Annotated in this window: 12 protein-coding genes and 2 tRNA genes; 7 read left to right on the top strand and 7 right to left on the bottom strand. The window is 67.1% G+C overall.

Translation table 11 applies throughout. The features are described from left to right. Positions 1 to 6: 6 nt before the first annotated feature. Positions 7 to 1143: a hypothetical protein gene (locus tag FRC98_RS19620; RefSeq protein WP_146983204.1), complete on the bottom strand. Its 1137-nt coding sequence runs from the start codon at positions 1141 to 1143 to the stop codon at positions 7 to 9. 475 nt (positions 1144 to 1618) lie between these two features. Here FRC98_RS19620 and FRC98_RS19615 point away from each other — a divergent pair, with 475 nt between their 5' ends. The 4 genes from FRC98_RS19615 (at position 1619) to FRC98_RS22120 (ending at position 10186) form a co-directional block, all read left to right on the top strand. After that, complete coding sequence (locus tag FRC98_RS19615) at positions 1619 to 3052, top strand: hypothetical protein (protein ID WP_146983203.1); 1434 nt, start codon at positions 1619 to 1621, stop codon at positions 3050 to 3052. A 372-nt stretch (positions 3053 to 3424) separates the two neighbouring features. Then, entirely contained in the window at positions 3425 to 3901 is a 477-nt protein-coding gene (gene msrB, locus FRC98_RS19610) for a peptide-methionine (R)-S-oxide reductase MsrB (RefSeq protein ID WP_347342176.1), read from the top strand. Positions 3902 to 4087: 186 nt separating this feature from the next. Next, on the top strand, positions 4088 to 5827 hold the full coding sequence (locus FRC98_RS19605; RefSeq protein WP_146983201.1) for a carboxypeptidase-like regulatory domain-containing protein: 1740 nt from the start codon (positions 4088 to 4090) through the stop codon (positions 5825 to 5827). Positions 5828 to 6103: 276 nt separating this feature from the next. Continuing rightward, complete coding sequence (locus FRC98_RS22120) at positions 6104 to 10186, top strand: Ig-like domain-containing protein (protein WP_283809667.1); 4083 nt, start codon at positions 6104 to 6106, stop codon at positions 10184 to 10186. Between the two features lie 92 nt (positions 10187 to 10278). On the opposite strand, the gene FRC98_RS19595 is transcribed toward FRC98_RS22120, so the two are convergent. The 3 genes from FRC98_RS19595 to FRC98_RS21835 all read right to left on the bottom strand — a co-directional run bounded on the left by FRC98_RS19595 (position 10279) and on the right by FRC98_RS21835 (position 12924). Beyond that, entirely contained in the window at positions 10279 to 11220 is a 942-nt protein-coding gene (locus FRC98_RS19595; protein ID WP_146983200.1) for a hypothetical protein, read from the bottom strand. 145 nt (positions 11221 to 11365) lie between these two features. Next, positions 11366 to 12304, bottom strand: a complete 939-nt coding sequence (locus FRC98_RS19590; protein WP_146983198.1) for an EamA family transporter — start codon at positions 12302 to 12304, stop codon at positions 11366 to 11368. A gap of 152 nt (positions 12305 to 12456) precedes the next feature. Beyond that, a complete protein-coding gene (locus FRC98_RS21835) occupies positions 12457 to 12924 on the bottom strand; it encodes a regulatory protein RecX (protein ID WP_230467829.1) in 468 nt (155 codons plus the stop codon). A 323-nt stretch (positions 12925 to 13247) separates the two neighbouring features. Between FRC98_RS21835 and FRC98_RS21830 the strand changes: the two genes are divergently transcribed. Genes FRC98_RS21830 through FRC98_RS19575 form a run of 3 tightly spaced genes read left to right on the top strand, consistent with a single transcriptional unit; the run spans position 13248 to position 15260 of the window. Next, entirely contained in the window at positions 13248 to 13508 is a 261-nt protein-coding gene (locus tag FRC98_RS21830) for a hypothetical protein (protein WP_230467828.1), read from the top strand. A gap of 31 nt (positions 13509 to 13539) precedes the next feature. Continuing rightward, positions 13540 to 14280: a glycosyltransferase gene (locus tag FRC98_RS19580; RefSeq protein ID WP_146983195.1), complete on the top strand. Its 741-nt coding sequence runs from the start codon at positions 13540 to 13542 to the stop codon at positions 14278 to 14280. Beyond that, entirely contained in the window at positions 14277 to 15260 is a 984-nt protein-coding gene (locus FRC98_RS19575) for a polysaccharide deacetylase family protein (protein ID WP_146983194.1), read from the top strand. Before FRC98_RS19580 ends, FRC98_RS19575 begins: the two co-directional genes overlap by 4 nt. A gap of 93 nt (positions 15261 to 15353) precedes the next feature. On the opposite strand, the gene FRC98_RS19570 is transcribed toward FRC98_RS19575, so the two are convergent. The 3 genes from FRC98_RS19570 to FRC98_RS19560 all read right to left on the bottom strand — a co-directional run bounded on the left by FRC98_RS19570 (position 15354) and on the right by FRC98_RS19560 (position 15980). Beyond that, positions 15354 to 15653 (bottom strand): hypothetical protein, encoded by a 300-nt coding sequence (locus tag FRC98_RS19570; protein ID WP_146983192.1) that lies wholly within the window; start codon positions 15651 to 15653, stop codon positions 15354 to 15356. A 127-nt stretch (positions 15654 to 15780) separates the two neighbouring features. Then, positions 15781 to 15854 (bottom strand) — tRNA-Arg (locus tag FRC98_RS19565). A 52-nt stretch (positions 15855 to 15906) separates the two neighbouring features. Then, positions 15907 to 15980: transfer RNA gene (locus FRC98_RS19560), tRNA-Pro, on the bottom strand. Between the last annotated feature and the right edge of the window lie 73 nt (positions 15981 to 16053).

Genomic DNA, 16053 nt, shown 5'->3' with positions numbered 1-16053 from the left:
CGCGACTCAGTTGTAGAAGAAGAGGCGAGGAAGGAGGACCTCGCGGGCCTCGAGGAAATCGGTGGTGAGCAGGAGGTCGACGGCGTTGGACACGATCCCCGGCCGGGGCCGGGGGGGGAGTCTGAGGGCGACGACTTCATCGTTATAGAAGAAGACCTGCGCGATGTAAAAGTGTTGGTTGGGGTTGGCCTCATCGAGGCCTTCGATGCGGGCGCGCAGCTCGTCGTCGAGCTGGTCGAGGGAGCCCTCGACAAAGAAGATCGCCTGGCCCCAGCCGTTGGTCAGGATGCCCTCGGGGGCGTCTTCGACGACGCCGTTTTGCAGGCTGGTGGCGATGAGGGGTTCTTCGCTGATGTTCCAGGCAAAGCGGTCGTCGCTCTCGGAGTCGTCGATGACCACCGGGTGGGCCAGGCCAAAGCGGGTGGAGCCGCTCCTGGCGAGGATGCGATCGGGGGGTGGGGGCACGCTTAAGCGCAGGTCGCCGGCGATGACGTTATCGCCGGGGATGAACTGGGCGCCGGGGCTCAGGCGCACCGAGGGTTCGGTGCGGTTGATGGCGACAAAGACGATGGCGCCGTTGGTATTGACGGCCTCCACTCCCACCCAGAGCAGGCTGAAGACGGGGTGGCGCAGGGTGTAGGTCTCGGGGGGAAAGGCGTTGGGGGCGCCGGCGCCAAAGCGCGCGCGCAGGATGAGGTCGTCGATGGTCTGGCAGGCGGCGTTGGGGAGCTCGGAGGAAGCCTCCATCAGCAGGGGAGCGGGGGAGGTCTCATCGTCGCGCTGGACGAGAAGCTGGAGGCGATCCTGGTCGTCGAAGCGGCCGCTCAAGCTTAAGCCTGCATGGCGAGCGGTGGGGAGCAGGCGCAGATCGAAGGCGCGCTCGGCCTTATCGAAGGGGGCGGGCTGGGTCCAGGCGCAGCGGGACTGGTTTTCGGGGGCGTAGGCGTCTTCGCGGGCGCTGGCGCTGGCGAGCTCATAAAAACGCACGATGGCGCGCACGTCGTCGCCGAAGCGAAAGAGGTCGACGGCCAGGGCCTCGTCGTCAAGCTCGGTGATGAGCGTCTGGCGGTAGTGGCCGCTTAAGTCATCTTCGAAGGTGGGGCAGGCGCTTAAGCTCAGGGTGGCCAGGCCAAGCAGGAGCATGGCGAGGCGCCGAAGACGCCGGGGGCGCCGGGGGCGTTGAGGGTGCCGACCAGGTTTTGAGACGAGCGCGCGCATGGTACAGCCTCACCAAAACGGGAGGGTCCGCGAGATGGGGACCTGTGGGGCAGTATAGGCCACGATGGCGCGAAGGCCAAAGGGTGTAGGTGCGGGTGCGCGCCACGCGGCGCTGCGGGCCTGTGGGGCGGTGGGGGCGCGCTCCGGGGGTGGAGCAGCGCTTGACCAGATCGTGCCGGGGCCGGCATCGGGCAAAAGGCCGGCCCGGGGAGGATGGGGCTTGAAACACGGTGGGGAGGTCGATAAAGAGCGCCTGAAGCGGGCGACGGCAAAGATCTTGCACAGTCATGATCATGCGTCGCTCGCCCCGGCCGAATGTCGGCGCGCTCACTGGCGCACCACCGAGATCTTGTGAGCAGCCGCCCGGTGCACTACGCTTCTTTGCGTGGAGATCCCCCCGATGATGACCTCAATGACATCTTTAAAGACCTGGCTTGGACGCACAGCGCTTGTGGGGGCGCTGAGCATCGGCGCGCTCAGCGTGGGCGCGACCGGCTGCGGCGAAAGTTTTAATGAGAGCGCCGGAGCCGACCCAATCTTTGATGCCGACAACGAGCCGGGAGAGCCGGTGCCCTCGCTGGGAGAGGCCGAGCAGGCCTTGATGGCCCACGATGTGGCCGGGGCGCGGGCGATGTACCAGCAGCGCCTGGAGGTCGACCCGAGCGATGGGGAGGCGGCTGCGGGGCGAGCGATGTGCGATCTTTTGCTGGTGCCGGGGATGCCCGAGGTGGGGCGGCTGCTCACCGAGTCGCTGGGGGCCGCAGAGCCGCTTGCCGCCGCCGAGGTTCTTTACGGCGATGAAGGGCTTTTGTACTGGGCCAGCCGCGGGGCGCGCTGGGCCGACGACGGGCAGTACCTGGGGATCCGCAGCCTGCTTGCGCCCGAGCTCCCCTGGGAGCTTGAGGAGCTGGAGTCGATCACGCGTTTTGTCGAGGGGCTCAACGAGCCGGGCGACACGCTGGCGCGCCACCTTGTGAGCATCGCCAACGCCCTCGGCGGGCTGGACGCGCAGCTGCAGGTGGCCATCGACGATCCGGATTTTGTGCGTTTTTATGTGCCCGGGGAGGTCTTTCACGATCCCTCGCTGAGCCTGACGCTGGGGCGCGCGGAGCTGGCCACGATTCAGGCCGCGCTGCAGGTGGTGCGCGCGGCGCTCTACGCCGTCTCGGCCTACGAGCATAGCTGGACGCTGGACGGGGCGTTCGGGGCGTGGCGCCAGGACGTAAACCTCGATGATGAGCGCTACGTGGCGGGCTACACCCCGACCGACTACACGGTGAGCTACCTCGACGCGCGGCTCTTTCGTCGCGTGGCGCAGCCCGACCGGCTGCAGGCCTCGCGCACCGCGCTCAGAGACGCCCTCTCCCGGGCCCGCGACGCCCTGCGCATGGGTCTGACCAGCGAGGTGCAGACGACCCTGCAGTGGGAGCAGCCCACCGTGGAGAATATCCAGCGCATCGACGAGCTCTTCAGCGCGCTGGCCGGCGCGCTCTACGAGCCGACCGCCCTGCCCTACAGCGAGCCGGCGGTACACCTGAACCTCTCGAGCTTCTTTGAAGGCGGGCGCACGCTGCCGGCGGAGGTTCCCTGGATGGTGCGCACCGAAGATCCCGCGCGCATCGACGAGGGCATGGGCGTGAGCGAGGAGAACTTCCTCTGGAAGACCAACCCGGAGGCCATCGACCTGGTGTTCCAGCAGGGGGTGGTCGAGGGTGTGAGCTCTGAGGAGAGCGTCAACGTCGATCTTGGGGAGGGCGGCCTGGGCGGCTTTATCGACGCGCTGGCCGGCGCCTACGTCGATGCGGTGCAGGACGTCTACTTCACCACCCGCTAAGGGTGCATCCAGCTCCCCGGCCGTCGCTGCGATCAGGGCGCGGCATGGAGGGAGCTCTGCGGGCTCGATTGAGACGATGTGGCAATACCCCGGCGCCCTCCTGTGTTACGATGGGTGTGTGCGCTGGTTGAACTTTGCCCGAGGATCGATGTGACGTCTCGACCCGACCCCACTCCCCGCTTTCGATTATTAAAACGCCCGATGCTCGTGGGGGCGCTCAGCCTGATGGCGCTTGGACTTCTGAGCGGCTCAAGCTGCAGCGCCAACTCGTCGAGCGAGGCGCAGGTGCGCCCGCGTTATGTGCTCGGCCAGGCGCAGAGCGCCCAGGTCGCCTCGGAGCGTGATGCGTTTGAGCGCCCCAGCCTCGAGGAGATCCCGATTCGGGAGGCCCAGCCCGAGGTTCAGCTGAGCGAGGAGGAGTGGCGCGAGCGGCTCACCCCGGCGCAGTACCGGGTGTTGCGCGAAGAGGGCACCGAGCGGGCGGGCAGCGGGGAGCTTCTGCACGTCAAAGAAGACGGGACCTTTGTATGCGCGGGCTGCGGCCAGGCGCTCTTCTCCTCGGAGCATAAGTACGACTCGCGCACGGGCTGGCCGAGCTTTTATGCGCCCATCTCCGAAGAAGCGGTGGGCACGAAGATGGACACCCGCCACGGGATGCGCCGCGTGGAGGTGCATTGCAGCCGCTGCGGCGGGCACCTGGGGCATATTTTTCCCGATGGGCCGGCTCCCACCGGGCTGCGCTACTGCGTAAACTCGGTGTCGATGGGCTTTACGCCGGCCGATGGGACTCCCGTCGAAGTGCCCCCCACCGAAGAAGCTCCCTCCGAAGACGCCCCCGCGACGCGCTGACCCCTCGGCGTCGGATTCGCAATGATCCGGGGAGGTCGGCCGCGCGGAGGGGAGCGGGGTTTAAGTACGCCAACCTCGTAATTTTACAGCTGAATTGACATTCTCCACCCCTTTCTCCAAGGTGATCCCGTCTGGGCGCGCACCCCGTGCCTGCGGAAATCCCCTAACATTACGGTGGAGTACATCATGTTTCATCACGCGACCTCTGGCCTGCGCGCCCTGGCTGCGGGCGTCATTGCCCTCGGACTTGTCGCCTGCGGATCCGACGCCGACGTCAACGAGCCTCAAGCCACAGAGGGTGCCATCGTGGGGATGGTCTCCTTAAGTGACGGCGAAGCCCCGGAGGGGGTGCTCGTGGAGACGGGCGCCCGGTCGACGACCACCGCCGAAGATGGCTCCTTTCGTTTTGAAGACGTGAGCGCCGGCGCGGTGCTGGTGAGCGCGAGCCTGGAGGGCTACCGCCCGGCGGAGGCCTTCATCACCGTGATCGCCGGCCAGGATAACGCCGTGCAGCTGGTGCTCGAGCCCCGCTCGGCCGGCCCGCAGATCGTAAGCCTGAGCGCCGATGTGAGCGCGCTTGCTCCCGGAGAGCAGACGGGCGTGCGCGTAGAGGCCATCGACCCGGAAGGCGGCCAGCTTGACGTGAGCTGGAGCGCCACCGGCGGCTTTGAGGTGGAGGCCGACGCCGAAGATCCCTTCTCGGCCACGCTGATCGCCCCCGAAGAAGCCGGCGCCGCTGGCGAGGTTGTGGTCACGGTGACCGACAGCGCGGATCGCCAGGCCGAAGAGCGCCTGAGTGTGAGCACCGTGGGCAACGCCGCGCCGCAGATCGCCTCGATCAGCGCGGATACCCCGGTGGTGGCGCGCGGTGGGCAGGTCAGCTTAAGCGTCGCGGCCAGCGACGCCGAGGGCGGCGCGCTCACCTACGCCTGGAGCGCCCCCGAAGGGTGGGAGCTCGACGCCACCGACCAGGCCACCGTGGTGGCCACCGCCCCCGATGCTCCCGGCGAAGTCGGCAGCTTTTCGGTGGTGGTCAGCGATGACCAGGGCGCCGAAGCCAGCGCCCAGCTCAGCGTGAGCACCGCTCAGAACCAGGCCCCCCGCATTCAGTCGGCCACCGCCCTTCCCGCCGAAGTCCTCCCGGGCGCCACCCTCGATCTTCAGGCCACGGCGGCCGACGCCGATGGTGACGCGCTCCTCTACGAGTGGCTCGTGCCCGAAGGCTGGGAGGTCTCCAGCGTGGTCGGCGCCCAGACCACCCTGACCGCCCCCGAAGCCTACGGCGTCTCGGGTCGCATCACGCTGATCGTCAGCGATGACTTTGGCGCCAGCGACCAGACCGAGCTCGTCGTCAGCACGCTGACCAACCAGGGACCGACCATCTCCAGCCTCATCACCACACGTCCGGTCGCCAACCCCGGCGAGCTGGTGTTTCTGGAGGCGATCGCCTCGCACCCCTATGAGGAGGAGCTGACCTACAGCTGGGAGGCCACCGGCGGATTCAGCGTCATCACCGAGAACCGCCCGGTGAATGAGCCCGCGCTGCGCGCCCCGGACCAGGAGAGCGCCATCGGCACCGTGCGCCTGACCGTCAGCGACTCGGCCGGCGTCACCGCTGAAGCGGCGCTCGTGGTGCAGACCCGCACCTATGCTGCGCCCATCATCAACAGCATCACCGCTATCTCTCCTGCGGATCTCGGAGACAGCGCGCTGGTCTCCGTCTCGGCCCGCGACCCGGAGGGCGGTGATTTGAGCTACGCCTGGACCACCACCAGCGAGAGCGTCGTGATCCTCTCACCCGACGCTCGCACCACCGAGATCCTCGGCGGCAACCCCGATGAAGTCGTTGTCATGACCGTCGAAGTCACCAACTCGGTGGGCAAGACCACCCGCGGGGAGACACGTATCCGTATCCCCGGCATCTAACCTTTTTCATACCTCCCCTCTCCCACGCCACAGGCGCGTGACGAGATCGAAGCCCGCAGCGCCATCAAAGCGCTGCGGGTTTTTTCATGCCCTTCATCCCAACCCTCCCGGGCGCGATCGATTCTCAGGTTGATGCTCGCCAGCCTCTTGACTGCATTTGCACAAACAGAAATGTAAAGTTACGTTACAAGAGTTCCACCCCGCATCACCGCTGCCCCCTACCCGAACGTCCGGTCGCCCAACGCCCGGCGTTCCTTCTTGATAAGGAGCGTCACCATGCACGTCGTACGCCTGCATTGGACATTGTGGCCGGTCACGAGCTTGCTCGTCGTCGGCGTTGGCCTGGGGTGCGGAGCCCCGGATGACACCCCTGGCGAGTTGCAGTCGCCGCCGACCGGTACCATCGTCGGGCAGGTCACGCTGGACGACAGCGCCGACGCCTCCGGGGTGCGCGTGGAGGTGGGCGCAGCGCACGCGCTCACCGAAGCCGACGGCAGCTTCAGCTTCACCGTGGCCACCGGCAACCGCCTGGTCGTGGCGTCGCTGGAGGGTTATGAGCCGCAGCAGCAGGAGGTCGAGGTCGTCGAAGATGAGGAGGTCGAGGTCAGCCTGATCCTCTCGCGCGTCAACGCCGCGCCCGAGATCCTCGAGTTCAGCGCCGAGCGCGACGTGCTCCTCCCCGGGGAGTCGGTGATGGTGGAGGTCGACGCCGTCGACGCCAACGGCGACGCGCTCAGCTACGCCTGGGAAGCCTCCGAAGGCTTTGTGGTCGACGCCGGCGATGCCTCCGGCGCGGCGGTGAGCGTGATGGCCCCGGAGGGCTTTGGCGTCAGCGGCGAACTTCGCGTGGTGGTCAGCGACGGGCGCGGCGGTGAGTCGAGCGCGGCGCTGAGTTTGAGCACGCGCACCAACGCCGCCCCAATCATTTTGAGCATGTCGGCCGATCCCGCCTCACTGGCCCCCGGCGGCGAGTCGATGGTGCGCGTGGTGGCCGAAGACGCGGATGAGGACGCTCTGACGGTGGCCTTCAGCGCCCCCGAAGGCTGGGTGCTGAGCGTCGACGAGAACGATCCTTTTGCCGTGCAGGTCAGCGCCCCGGACCAGCCCTCGGCCAGCGCGGCGGTGGTGGCCGTGGTCCGCGATCCTTTCGGCGCTGAAGCCACGCAAGAACTTAACCTGAGCACCGCTGCCAACAACGGCCCGCGGGTGCGCAGCCTGGTCGCCGTGCCCGCGCGTGTGGCCCCCGGCGCCACCCTGGAGCTCGTCGCCAGCGCAGTCGACGCCGATGGCTGGGATGAAGACCTCCTCTACGAATGGATGCTCCCCGAAGGCTGGGAGAGCGACACCATCATCGGCCCCACCATCGAGGTGGTTGCCCCGCAGGTCTACGGCGCCTCGGCGCGCGTGGAGCTGATTGTGAGCGACCGCTACGGCGTCGAAGATCGCGCCGAGATCGTGGTGAGCACCGAGGCCAATGAAGGCCCGCGCATCACCTCGCTCATCGTCACCCCACCGGTGGCCGAGCCGGGCGAACTTCTGGAGGTTGAGGCCAGCGCGTCGCACCGCTTCGAAGACGCCGCCTCCTTGACCTACGCCTGGGAGGCCCCCGAAGGTTGGGAGGTCATCACGGCCAGCCGCCCCGTCGGCCAACCTCTCTTGCGTGCACCGCAGGCCGAAGGCGTCAGCGGCGCGCTCACCCTCACCGTCACCGACGCCGCTGGCGCCAGCACCAGCGCTCAGACCACCGTGCAGACCCGCACCCTGGGAGCTCCGCTGATCACCTCCATCAACACCGATCTCTCCAGCCTCATCCCCTCCTCCACCACTCGCCTCTCCGTCATCGCCAGCGACCCGGAAGGCGGTGACTTGAGCTACGCCTGGAGCGGCCCGGCGGGTTGGCAGATCGACGACGCGAGCCTGCGCCGCCCCACCATCACCGCGCCGGCTGGCTACCAGCAGTCGGCGACCTTCCGCGTGGATGTGAGCAATGAGGCCGGCAAGAGCGCGCGCGCCGAGATCATCGTATCGACCATGGCCAACCCCGGCCCGAGCATCGCGCTGGCCTCGGCCCAGCCCGACCAGGTGGTGCGCGGCGGGGAGATCGAACTTTCGGTCGACGCCTCCCACCCCCACGCCCTGGAGCTGAGCTACGCCTGGTCGGTACCCGCCGGCTGGACCCTCTTAACCGAAGGCCACCCGGCCAACTCGCCGCACCTGCAAGCCCCGGCGACCTCTGGCGAGTCGGGCCAGGTGGTGGTCACGGTAAGCGACAGCGCCGGCGGCGAAGCGTCGTATGCCATCGGCGTGCACACGCTGCGCAACCAGGCCCCGGCCATCGCCGAGCTCGTCGTCGCGACCTCACTCGTCGCCCCGGGAGATGTTGTGGAAGCCTCCGTGGTCGCCACCGACGCCGACGCTGACGCGCTGACCTACAGCTGGAGCATCCCCGCAGGCTGGACGATCATCGAGGGCCAGGACGCCGCGTCGGTGCGCGTGCAAACCCCCGAGCAGTACGACGTCTTTGAGCAGCTCACCGTCACCGTCTCCGACGGTCAGGCGCAGAGCTCGGCCAGCGCCACCATCGGCACCCGCTCCAACCGCGCCCCGCAGGTCAACGCCTTCTACGCCGACCGCATCATCGCGCAGGCCGGCGAGTCGATTGCGCTGACCATTGACGCCGAAGATCCCGACGGCGACGACTTCATGGTCGTCTGGGAGAGCAGCGATCCGAACTTCCTGGTCGGCACCACCGCGCCGGGCCAGGGAATGGTGCAGACCTCGTCGGTGCGCGACGCCTCAAGCCTCATCACCGCGCGCCTGGAAGATGCGCACGGCGCGACCACCTCGGTGAGCCTGCGTGTGTCCACCTACCCCAACCGCGCCCCGCAGATCGTGCAGGTGCGCGCCCCGGCCTCCATCCTCCCCGGCGAGCCGGCCGAGGTGCAGCTGAGCATCGAAGACGCCGACGGCGACGCCACCTCGGTGGCCTGGTCGGTCGACCACGCCGCCGCCTCACTGAGCCCCTCCGGCGACGCGGCCACCTTAAGCGCGCTCAACATCGGCGAAGCCTACACCGCCACGATCAGCTATGAGGTCAGCGACGGTCAGGGCGCGCTGAGCACGGGTTCTGTGGCCATCCAGGTGCGCGAGGGCGGCCAGCCCGCGGCCTTCAGCTTCGTTGACGCCAGCGTGCCAGCCGACGCCGAGATCACCTCCGACGCCGTGGTCGCCGCGGGCTTTGAGGGCCGGGTCGTCGCCACGGTCAGCGGCCCCTGCGGGCTGCTCGTCGACGGCGGCCCGGCCACCTCCAGCGCTCTGGTTGAAGCCGGGCAGTCGCTTCAGCTTTATTACCCCGGCGGCCCGGTCGGCGCCGTCAGCTGCCAGCTGAGCCTGGCCGCGACCAGCGCCTCCTGGGACCTCACCATCTTTGAACCCCTGCCGCTGGTCTTCGACACCTGCAACACCTCCGGGCGTTTTGGCCCCGAGCAGGCCGCCTGCGACACGACCTACGCCGACGCCAACATCTACGCCCCGCGCAGCGTCACGGTGGCCGCCGGCATGCAGCGCTGGAGCGTGCCCACCTCCGGCACCTACCGCATCGAAGCACTGGGCGCGGCCAGCGGCGGCGCCAACGCCGACCACCAGAGCCGCGGCGCCCGCATCCAGGCCGAGTTTGAGCTGGAGGCTGGCGAAGAGCTCGTCATTGCCGTCGGCCAGATGGGCGGCATCGCCTCGTCGGGCTACGAATGGGGCGGGGGCGGCGGCACCTTCGTCGTGCTCAACGATGAGCCGCTGCTCGTCGCCGGCGGCGGCGGAAGCCCGGGAGGTTGCAGCGTGTATACCGGGGGCAACGCGCTTGGCATCGGCGGCCAGACCACCCCGGAGGGCAGCGCCGGCAACGGCGGCGGCCCGGCCGGCGGCACCAACGGAAACGGCGGCGCAGCCACCACCAACAGCTACCCCGGCGGCGCCGGCGGCGGCTTCTACTCCCACGGCCAGAGCGGCACACGCACCTTCACCGGCGGCTGCTCGCCCAGCGTCACCGCCTCGGCCGGCGTGGAGTATCTGCCCCTTGAACTCGACCCTGACCGCACCCAGGGCGGCGGAAGCTTCGTGAGCGGCGCCTTCGGCGCGCGCGGCTGCTACACCCCTGAAAACGGCTTCGGCGGCTTCGGCGGGGGCGGCGGTGCCGGCGGTTGCGGCGGCGCCGGCGGCGGGGGCTACTCCGGCGGGGGCGGCGGCACCAGCGACAACTACGGCGGCGGGGGCGGCGGCTCGTTCAGCGCCGGCGCATCTACCGTGAGTGAGGCCGCGTTCAACCTCGGCCACGGCAAGGTCTCCATCGAGCGCGTCAACTAAGCCTCAACGCTCAGCTCTGAAGCCACAAAAAAGCCGCCGCACCCTCGGGCGCGGCGGCTTTTTCATGTCTCACAACGTTTTTTATCGGCCCATCAACGCGCCGGCGAGCTCGCCGCGCCGTTGAACACAATATCGCCAAAATCGTGCAGCTCATCGGCCACGCCTGTCGCGGGGTTGATGCGCAACAACTTCCCCTCGCCAGTGGTGCCAAACAAGATCCCCCACGCCGCCGTCAAACCGTAGATGTCGGCGTGGCCGGTGCGACCGCGCAGGCTTCCCTCGCCGGTGTCGCCGTTGAGCCACACCAGCTCATCGTCCTGACTGAAGCCGCGCGGCGCGCTGCTCATGAGGATCGTGTTTCCCTTATCGATGACGCAGTCGCCGCTGGAGCTAAAGCCCCCGCCGGTCTCACCGACCAGCGCCACCGCCCCGCTCTCCAGGTCCACGGTGTAGAGCTCATCGTAGGAGGTCAGATAGCCCTGTCCGCCGGTGTCGATACATAAACCGTTGGGGTTGGCCAGGCCGGAGAGCGGCTCCATCAACTCCCAGCTCTCGGCGCTGGCGTCGAAGCGGTAAAGCCCCTCGGGCGTGATGCCAAAGAGCCGGCCGTCGGGGTGAGTGTCAATATCAAAAAGCCCCTCGGGCACCGAACGCACCTCCTCGATCGTCAGCCGGAAGGGGTCGATCAGGTAAAGCATCGAGGCCGAGTGGGCGTAAAACTGGCAGACCGCCTCGGACTGAAGGTCCATATCCAGCGCGCAGGTGTCTTCGTCCCCACCCGCGTCCGCATCCTCGCCGGCGTCGGGGAGGTTGCCGGCGTCGTCCCCACCCGCGTCCGCATCTTCGCCGGCATCTGCGCCGGGGCCGCTGCGCACATCTTCCACACAGCGCCCGCTCACCGGGTTGAGCCGCTCTCCCGGATCGCAGCTCTGCCCCTCGACCTCATCGCTGCCGCACCCACCCAGCGCGATGACGATCGCTCCCAACACACACAGCGCCCCCGACGCGCTCCAACCACCGCGAGGCAGGTGCATCTTCTCTCCCTTAGCTTCCTGACGTGTCATGAGTGTAACGATCTCGTCTCCTACATTTCAACAGATGTTCACACACCGCCACACAGATGTCACGAAAGTCCACAAAACGCGCCCACTTAGGGCGTGTTACACGTTGTAGACCGCGTCATCCCGCCATCAAGATCATCGCCACACCCACACACATCACCGCCGCGCCCACCAGCCGACGCGTGATATTGCGCTCGCCAAAGAAGAAGTATCCGGCGGCGATCGCCGCACTCACCCCCACCGCGCGTTTGACCGTCTCCACATAGGCCACGTCGATAAAGGCGTAGGCGCTCAGCTGAAAGGCCATCGCGCCCACGGCGAAGAAGCCCCCCAGGGCCAGCCAGCGCGGCGTGGACTTAAACTCGGTGATCAGCGGACCAAAGCTCCCGTCGCGCACGCGCCGGCTCAGCGCGAAGATCGTGCCCACCCCGCCGGCCAGCACCATCGTATGCCAGATGGGGCTGGTCATATCGGCCGCGCTCTTATCGAGGATCGGGGTGATGCTCCAGATCATCGCCACGATCAGCATGAAGGCGCTGCCCCGCTCGGTCCACAGGGCCTTTAAGGGCGCCAGCGGGCCGTCTTCTTTGTTGCCCGGGTTCATAAAGAAGGCGCCCACACACACGATCGCGATTCCCGCCCAGCCGTAACCCGAGGGCACCTGCCCCAGAAAGATCAGGCCGGTGATCGCCGTAAACACCGGTGTAAACGCCAGATAAGGCGTCGTCAGGCTTAAGGGAGAGATCTGCACCGCGCGCAAAAACAAAAAGTTCGCCGCCAGGTTCATCAGCACCGACACCGAGGTCGGCAGCAGATACGCGAGCGGCACCTGCGGATACCCCGCCAGCAACGACTCCCCGAGCGCCCCCTCCACCTGGGTGAGGCTGCCGGCGAGTAGCACGGGGTTGATGTAGACCAGGTGCAAAAGCATCAGGCCGGCGACGGCGCCGGTGGCGCTCATCTTCACGCCCAGCTTCTTGCGGGAGATATCCAGCACCGCCCAGCAGCTCGCTGAGGCCAGCGCCAGCACAAACCCGAGGGTAAACGCGCTCGACATCGTGGGGTCCTACGTCTCAAGCGAAGGCTTTGGGGGCCTCCAGAAACAACCTCGGCGGCGCAGCGCGCGCCGCCCTCAACTCCCAACCTCGCGCCGTCCAGGCAGACGACGCAACGCGGGAGCGCCCGGCATAGTCCGGCGCGCGCGCTCGCTCAAGCGTCAAAAAGCAGCCGCCGCACCACTCCGGGCGCATAGCCGCGGTAGACCATATGGCGAAAGGCGCGCCGCTGCGTGCGTTCATCCAACTGCCCGGGCGCCCCAAACTTCCCGCGCAAATACTCCGAGGCCCGCACCGTCCAGCTCGTCTCGGCCTCCACCAGGTCGAGCACCGCGTCGATATGCACCGAATCCACCCCGCGCTGGCGCAGGCGATGGGCGATCTGCGCCGGCCCCCAGCCCTTACGCGCCAGCGCCTGCCCCTGGGTCTCGGCAAAACGCTCATCATCGAGGTAACCCCGATCCACAAGCTCCGAGAGCACCTCTTCGACCAGCGCCTCCTCAAAGTCGTAGCGACCCAACTTCTGGCGAAGCTCCCCGCAGGCATGATCGCGGCGCGCCAGAAAACGGTAAGCTGCCGCCTCCACATCCTCGCGCGTGTGCTCTTTCGGTTCTGATTTCAAGGACGTCTGAGGGGCTGAAAAAGGCTCGACTTTCGACGGGTTAAGACTTACTACGCCCGGAGCAAAACGCGACGGCGACGGATGCAACGCGAAGCGTGACGCTGGCGAGGCGCAACACCCCGAAGATGCTATCGCATCGCCGGGGCATTGCAACGCCGCCCAGGCATGCGCTCCATGCAGCAGACGCGACCTCGACGACAGCTCCGGGCCTCGCCAGCCGGGGGCGCATCGCGCAAACAACGCCTGCTCAAAACGGTGGCGTTGCGACGCCCCGGCACAATCGTTATCCTGCGCCGCCGCTGGACCTCTTAAAAAGGCACCCGATGTCTGATACGCCTCCTCAAACACCGCCCGAAGCTCAAAGCAACGCGACCTCGCCAACGGTCGGTCGTGGCGCGCTTATCGGCGGCCTTATCGTCATGCTACTTCCCGCCGGCGTCCCCATCTACCTGGGGCTTAAACAACCCGAGGGCGAGGGCATGTTCCTCTTTGTGCTCGCGGCGATCGTCGCCCTGATCAACGCGGGCATCGTCTACACCCTCTGGCGTTGGATCCGCGATCAGACCTCCGACTCCGCCTCCTGACCCCCTACCCTACTCTTAAGCTGTGTGCCCCATGTCGAACTCGCAAGCCACCGATGTTGAGCTCTCCATTGTCATCCCCATCTACAACGAGGAGCTCATCCTGGAGTCCTCCGTCGAGGAGCTCACCGCCAACATCGCCGCCGATCCTCGCCTCAACTCCCGCACCTACGAGCTGATCTTAAGCGAGAACGGCTCGTCGGATAACACCGTCGCCCTGGCCAAATCACTCCAGGAGCGCTTTCCGCAGCTGCGCATCCTCCACAGCGACGAGCCCAACTACGGCCTGGCCATGCGCCGCGGCATCATGGAAGCCCACGGTGAGATCGTGCTCTGCGACGAGATCGATCTCTGCGACACCGACTTCTACGCCCGCGCGCTGGAGAAGATCGAAGGTGAAGGCTACGACCTGATCGTCGGCAGCAAGGCGCTGGATCGCTCCATGGATCACCGCCCGGCCTTCCGCCGCCTGGCCACCCGCGTGCTCAACGGCCTCTTCCGCGTCTTTCTGGGCTTCCACGGCACCGACACCCACGGGCTCAAAGCCTTCCGCCGCCAGCGCCTGCTCGATGTGATCGACCGCTGCGTGGTCGACCGCGACCTCTTCGCCAGCGAGTTTGTGATTCGCGCCGAGCGCATGAACTTCCGCATGACCGAGATCCCGGTGCACATCGTCGAGAAGCGCCAGCCCTCCATCCACCTGGTGCGCCGCGTGCCCAACGTGCTCAAGAACCTGGGCCGCCTGGTCTGGGTGATCCGCGTCACCAACCGATGAGCGCCCGCGCCTCGGTCTCGGTCGATCTCGACGCCCTCTCCTGCTACCGCCAGATCCACGGGCTGCCCGAGCAGCCCGTGGATGCGCGCGGCGATCTGACCTGGCGGGTCGGCGTCGATCGTCTTCTGAGTCTTTTCAAAGAGCACGATCTGCGGTCGACACTCTTTGTCGTCGGCCGAGATCTGCAACACGACGCCCACCGCGAGCTAGCGGCCCGCGCGCATCACGAGGGCCACGAGCTGGCCAACCACACCTACGATCACTTCTACGATCTTCGGCGGCGCTCCCCCGACGTCATCCGCACCCAGCTCGAGCGCTGCGATGACGCCGTGGAGACCACCGGCGCCCCGCGCCCGGTGGGTTTTCGCACGCCCGGTTACAACCTCAGCAACCCCCTGCTGCAGACCTCCCGGAAGCTCGGCCACCGCTACGACGCCTCGGTCTTTGGCTGCGGCCCCTACTGGGTGGCCAAAGCCGCGGTGATGGCCTTTCGCGAGCTGCGCGGTGAGCCCAGCCGCAGCGATCGCACCGATGTGCGCGCGCTACGCGCGCCCCGCTCTCCTTATATCCCCGACCTGCAACACTTCTGGCGACGCGAGACCTCCGCGCCCGCCGACCCCGATTCAACCTACTGGGAGGTTCCGGTGGCCGTGCTCCCCGCCGGCAGCTTCCCGCTGATCGGCACCAGCCTGCACCTCCTCGATGCCCCGGGACTTGAGCGCCTCTGGCCGCTGATCGAGGCCTCCTTCCCCGCCTACTTCGATCTGGAGTTTCACGCGCTCGACTTCATCGACGCCGACGACATCCGCGACGAGCCCGACGCCGACCTGCTCATCGCTCGCCAGCCCGACCTGCGCATCCCCTGGCAGAAAAAGCGCGCGCGCTACGCGCGCACCCTCTCTCTGATGGCATCAAAGCGCACTCTGGCGCCGATGCGTGAGCTCTTCGCCACCTCAAAAGCCGGCGAACTTTTCCGCTGATCTGCTGATCTGCTGTGAGCTACGCACCCCGTCAACGCGCAGCGAAGGCCCTCAGACCCGCGCCACGCGCCAACTTCCCCCGCCTTGCTGCTTTCAATCCTGCTCGATGAAATGCCCGTCACCGGGGATCGCCTCATCGACGATCGCCTGCTGAATCAGGCCGCGGGCCTGGTCCACACGACCGCTTTCGACCGCCAGGCGCACCTCATCGTGGCCGCCCACGTGCACCGGCATCATCGACATCTCCATCTCCCGGGTTAAGTACCCGATCTGCTCTTCATCGAAGATGTCCGTCAGAATCTGCATCTCGGCAAAATTCGCCGTGGCGTAAATCTCGATCATCTCGACGTTCTCGTCGGTGGTCGGCGAGGAATGGGCTTTGGACTGTGTCATATCGACCTCCGGAGATCGTCATTCGTCATGATAAAGCAATTATCAACCTGTTCGGCGCGGCGAAGGGATACTAGACACCTGCGCAGCCCGGGCAAGACATGTTCGTCCCCGCTCTTGGCATCGAAAACGCGCCCGGCAGGATTCGAACCTGCGACCCACGGCTTAGAAGGCCGTTGCTCTATCCAACTGAGCTACGAGCGCAAACGTTTGGACCCGAAGCCACGCCCGTAACGGGGTGAGTTCGGGTCCGGAGTCGGGGCGGCAGGATTTGAACCTGCGACATCCTGCTCCCAAAGCAGGCGCGCTACCAGGCTGCGCCACGCCCCGACATGCCGCTGATCGCTGGCGAGCACGCTCGTCAACAATCCGGCAAAAGTCTTCTTAATCGATTCACGCGCCC

Origin of the sequence: Lujinxingia vulgaris, assembly GCF_007997015.1 — a bacterium.
Classification (GTDB): domain Bacteria; phylum Myxococcota_A; class Bradymonadia; order Bradymonadales; family Bradymonadaceae; genus Lujinxingia; species Lujinxingia vulgaris.
The sequence above is the reverse complement of the archived record's forward strand: the minus strand, read 5'-3'. Positions and strand labels throughout refer to the sequence as shown.